Source organism: Caulobacter sp. D5 (assembly GCF_003185805.1).
Classification (GTDB): Bacteria; Pseudomonadota; Alphaproteobacteria; order Caulobacterales; family Caulobacteraceae; genus Caulobacter.
This window is the reverse complement of record NZ_QHJY01000406.1, coordinates 1-3,133: the sequence shown is the minus strand read 5'-3', so window position 1 is coordinate 3,133 and position 3,133 is coordinate 1. Positions and strand designations below refer to the sequence as shown.

The window sequence follows — 3,133 nt, the reverse complement described above, 5'->3', positions numbered from 1 at the left end:
GGCCCGTGCCGCCCCCCGCCAGCCGCGCCGTCACCCCGACGATGACCGCGGCCGCGCCGCCGAGCAAGCCCGCGCTGGCGGCCATGGCCGCGAAACGGTTCTGGAACAGCCTGGCGATGAAGCCGGCCTCGGCCCCGGAAAGGTGCAGCACCTCGATCACTTCGTGACGGGCGGCGAGGCCCGCCCGGGTGGCGAAGGTGATGACGGCGGCGGCGGCGGCGGCGATCAGGGCGAAGACCCCCAGCGCCGCCCAGCGGGCCAGGCCTGCGCCGCGCTCGATGTCGGCGATCCAGCGGCTGTGGTCGTCGACGATGGCGTCCACCGCGGCCTCCTTCAGGGCCTTGGTGAGGGTCTCGGCGGAGGCGGGAGCCTTGGGATCGAGGTCGAGGGTGACGAGGCGTGGGGTCGGCAGGTCGGCGACCAGGGCGTCGCGGCCGATCCACGGCTCCAGCAGGGCCTCGGCCTTGTCCTTGGTAAGGGCTTGGGCCTGGGTGACGCCCTTGACCCCGGCCAGGGTCTCGGCGGCGCGGGCGGCGGCGCTGTCGGGCGTCTCGCCGGCCTTGGCGCGGACGACGACGGTGGCCGAGCCGGTCAGCTGGGCGCTCCAGCCCTCGGCGGCGCGGTTGGCGGCCAGGGCGGCCAGGGCGGTCAGGCAGGCCAGGAAGCACAGCACGGCGACGACGAAGACCAGCGCCCCGTCGCGGGCGTCGCGCGGCGGCAGCAGCGGGCCGGGTTTCCAGCGGTTGATGTCGAAGGGACCGCTCATCACGCCTCGCCCGGCTCGATCAGGCGGCCATGCTCCAGGTGCAGCACGGGGCGGGCGGCGCGGGCGACCAGCTCCTCGTCGTGGGTGGCGATCAGCACCGTGGTGCCCAGGCGGTTGAGCTCGACGAAGAGGCGCAGCAGCCGCAGCGACATCGCCGGGTCGACATTGCCCGTCGGTTCGTCGGCCAGCAGCACGTCGGGCCGGTCGACCACGGCGCGGGCGATGGCCAGGCGCTGCTTCTCGCCGCCCGACAGGGTGGCCGGCAGGGCGTGCATGCGCTCGCCCAGGCCCACCCAGTGCAGTAGCTCGGCGACGTCGTCGCGATAGGTGTTGGGCTTGCGGCCGGCGATGCGCAGGGGCAGGGCGGCGTTGTCGAACACCGACAGGTGCTCCAGCAGGCGGAATTCCTGGAACACCACGCCGATGCGGCGGCGCAGGAAGGGCAGGTCGCCGGCGTGGACCAGGCTGATGTCGCGCCCGAACAGCTCGACGCGACCCCGTGACGCACGATGCGCCAGGTAGATCAGCTTGAGCAGCGAGCTCTTGCCCGCGCCCGAGGCGCCGGTGAGGAAGTGAAACGACCCGGAGGCAAGGGAAAAGCCGACGTCGCGCAGGGTTTCGGGGCCCCGTCCGTAGCGCATCGAGACGCCTTCGAAACGGACCACGGGAACGGCGTCGAGGTCCTGATCTGCGCCGGTCCGCACGGGTGTGTCGATGGGGTTTCTGGACATCAGGGTTAAAATCGGCGACCTCCAATGCTGTAAAGCGGGGATGACCGATTCGCGGCCATGATACTGACCTGTCCGGAGTGCGCCAGCCGCTATTTCGTCGACGACGCCAAGGTCGGTTCGACCGGTCGTGTCGTGCGTTGCGCCTCGTGCGGCGCGCGCTGGACCGCGCGTAACGAAAACGCCGCCGACGAAGAGCTGTTCGATGCGCCGCCGGCCGTTGCGCCGGCCAACGACGGGGCCGCCGCGGCCGCGGCGCTGGATCCCCTGCACGCCCTCGACGACACGCCCGAGCCCGAGCCGCCGGTCAGCGCCCTGCCGGGCGAGGAACTGCCCAAGGTGTTCCGCGCCCGCGCCGACGCCGAACGCCGCCTGAAGGAAGCCAAGACCACCGGCATCGTCTGGGGCGGCATGGTCGCGGTGATGGTGGTGGTGCTGGTCGGGGCCGGGGTGTTCCGCCTCAACATCGGCAAGCTCTGGCCGAGCACGGCCGGCGCCTACGCCATGGTCGGCGCGCCGATCAACACCATCGGCCTGATCGTCGAGGAAAACAGCATCCGGGCCGAGCCGACGATGCAGGACGGCCGCGCCGCCCTGACCATCACCGGCGTGATCCGCAACATCACCGAAAAGCCGGTGCAGGCGCCGCCGCTGCGCATAGCCCTGCTCAACAAGGCCCAGAAGCGCGTGGCCGGCCAGCTGGCCGCCGCCGCCGACCCGACCATTCCGCCGGGCCAGACCCGCCACTTCTCGGTCGTCCTGCTGAACCCGCCGTCCAGCGCCCAGGTGCTGGAGATCGCCTTCGCGGTCGAGAAGGGCGCGGGCCATGCGGTCAAGACCGGCCTGCGCGCGGCCGAGGGCGGCCATGGCGAGCCGGAACTGCGCGGCGCCCAGGACACGCCCACCGAGGATCATGCCGCCGCCGAGGGGCATACGGAGGATTCCGCGGCCGAAGGGGCTGGACATGACGCCCCTGGTCATGAGACCGGAGCGGCCGAAGCGGCTCCCGCCGAGCATCATTGACCAAGATCCCCTGACATGACCGATCCCGCCCGCCCCGAAGTGCTCATTTCAGAGCAAGAAATCGCCGAGCGGGTCGAGGCCCTGGCCCGTCAGATCGCGCCGCGTATCGACGACGACACCGTCGCCGTCTGCCTGCTGACCGGCGGCCTGTGGTTCGCCGCCGACCTGACCCGCGCCCTGTGGAAGGCCGGCCGCAACGTCCGTTTCGACGCCCTGTGGCTGGCCTCGTACCATGACGAGCGCAAGAGCACCGGCCGCTGCGAAGTGCGCGCCGACCTCCAGCGCCCGCTGGTCGGCCGTCGCGCCCTGGTGGTCGACGACGTGTTCGACACCGGCCTGTCGCTGTCGGAAGCCGCCCGCCTGGTGAAGGACGCCGGCGCCAGCGAAGTCCTGACCGCCGTCTTCGCCCGCAAGCCCTGGCCGACCTCGCGCGGCATGGAGCCCGACTTCGTGGCCTGGGAAGCCCCGGCCCGTTACCTCGTCGGCTACGGCCTCGACGACGAAGGCAAGAGCCGCGGCCTGCCGTATATTGGGGCGCTGGACTAGGCGTTAGGACCCTCCCCCTGACGGGGGAGGTGTCGGCGAAGCCGACGGAGGGGGATGTGATTTCCCACGT

Annotated in this window: 4 protein-coding genes; 2 read left to right on the top strand and 2 right to left on the bottom strand. The window is 71.8% G+C overall.

All coding sequences use genetic code 11. The features are described 5' to 3' along the window. On the bottom strand, window positions 1-766 hold a 766-nt coding region (locus DMC18_RS22170), incomplete at its 3' end, for an ABC transporter permease (RefSeq protein ID WP_110133315.1). After that, the gene (gene ftsE / locus DMC18_RS22165; RefSeq protein ID WP_199228307.1) at window positions 766-1,497 is read right to left on the bottom strand and encodes a cell division ATP-binding protein FtsE; all 732 of its coding nucleotides are present in this window, start codon (window positions 1,495-1,497) and stop codon (window positions 766-768) included. The genes ftsE and DMC18_RS22170, both read right to left, overlap by 1 nt. A 57-nt stretch (window positions 1,498-1,554) precedes the next feature. On the opposite strand from ftsE, the gene DMC18_RS22160 reads away from it, so the two are divergent. Together DMC18_RS22160 and DMC18_RS22155 are read left to right on the top strand one after the other, a co-directional pair. Then, on the top strand, window positions 1,555-2,517 hold the full coding sequence (locus DMC18_RS22160) for an MJ0042-type zinc finger domain-containing protein (RefSeq protein WP_110118025.1): 963 nt from the start codon (window positions 1,555-1,557) through the stop codon (window positions 2,515-2,517). Between the two features lie 15 nt (window positions 2,518-2,532). Continuing rightward, a complete protein-coding gene (locus DMC18_RS22155; RefSeq protein ID WP_110118024.1) occupies window positions 2,533-3,063 on the top strand; it encodes a phosphoribosyltransferase in 531 nt (176 codons plus the stop codon). The last annotated feature ends 70 nt before the right edge of the window (window positions 3,064-3,133 follow it).

Coding starts and splice junctions, on each gene's coding strand:
- ftsE (WP_199228307.1), bottom strand. CDS start 1,497: ATGTCCAGAAACCCCATCGACACACCCGTGCGGACCGGCGCAGATCAG.
- DMC18_RS22160 (WP_110118025.1), top strand. CDS start 1,555: ATGATACTGACCTGTCCGGAGTGCGCCAGCCGCTATTTCGTCGACGAC.
- DMC18_RS22155 (WP_110118024.1), top strand. CDS start 2,533: ATGACCGATCCCGCCCGCCCCGAAGTGCTCATTTCAGAGCAAGAAATC.